An 805-nucleotide genomic window follows, 5' to 3' on the forward strand; every position below is an offset into this window, starting at 1 on the left:
CATATTTTAATATAAAACAATAAACACTTTTCTATGCCACTCCATAGCCATTCGTATTGGGATTGGCATATTTGATTTAACTCGGGTTCGAAAAATTAACATGGTAATAACAAAAAAAGATGCCATCTCCCAACAGAGATGACATCCAAACACTCAAACCCAACTAATAACCTAAACTACGCTAAGAAAAGTGATGCAATTCCCAATACCTGATCTTTGTTTAAAGGCTCATCCCAGCCTTCAGTTACAGCTGCGGAATCAATACCTGTCAATTGAGTAACATCTACACCTCCGTGCATTACATTTTCTTCACCATCATATATGGCCTGGGTAGCAGCAGGTAAAGTACCATTTGATCCTTCGGTAATCCAGCCTTTAATACTATCATGTCCTTTCTTGGTACGAAGTCTTCTCACCATAGAGGCATGTCTGGCTTCTACAGAATGTATAGAAAGTGCAGCAGTAAGAACCACATCATTTTCCATAACATTGCCAGCTTGACCTTTATAAGCCCTCACACCTGTATCCTCAAATGCTTGAGACAAGGCCAGAAAAGTAGGATAATCAGTAAATGGAGAGAAATTTCCACCTGCGGTAAAGTCAAACGCAGGTTCCATCACTGGATCTCCACCCAATACATTCCCTACTACTTCAGTCAAAAGTTAACGTGAGCCAACTCATGGTCTCTGATTTTCTCAAAAATCGCCATGTCTGCTCCCTCGATCACACCTGCATCTAAGCCCATTTGATAGTACCTATATTCCAAGTGTTCCAAAGTCAATGCATAATTCAATACGCCAATCAG

Annotated in this window: 2 protein-coding genes; both read right to left on the reverse strand. The window is 40.2% G+C overall.

Features of this window, described 5'->3' with window-relative positions; all coding sequences use genetic code 11:
* Positions 1–176: 176 nt before the first annotated feature.
* The gene (locus ADIWIN_RS15090; RefSeq protein WP_262507772.1) at positions 177–659 is read right to left on the reverse strand and encodes a ferritin-like domain-containing protein; all 483 of its coding nucleotides are present in this window, start codon (positions 657–659) and stop codon (positions 177–179) included.
* Positions 656–745 carry a hypothetical protein gene (locus ADIWIN_RS21690; RefSeq protein WP_262507773.1) on the reverse strand — a complete coding sequence of 30 codons (90 nt, stop codon included), beginning with the start codon at positions 743–745 and terminating at the stop codon, positions 656–658. Before ADIWIN_RS21690 ends, ADIWIN_RS15090 begins: the two co-directional genes overlap by 4 nt.
* Between the last annotated feature and the right edge of the window lie 60 nt (positions 746–805).

This window comes from Winogradskyella psychrotolerans RS-3, from assembly GCF_000427335.1.
Classification (GTDB): domain Bacteria; phylum Bacteroidota; class Bacteroidia; order Flavobacteriales; family Flavobacteriaceae; genus Winogradskyella; species Winogradskyella psychrotolerans.

What these genes read in the sequence shown, in the direction of transcription:
- ADIWIN_RS21690 (WP_262507773.1), bottom strand. Translation starts at nt 745, where the DNA reads ATGGGCTTAGATGCAGGTGTGATCGAGGGAGCAGACATGGCGATTTTT.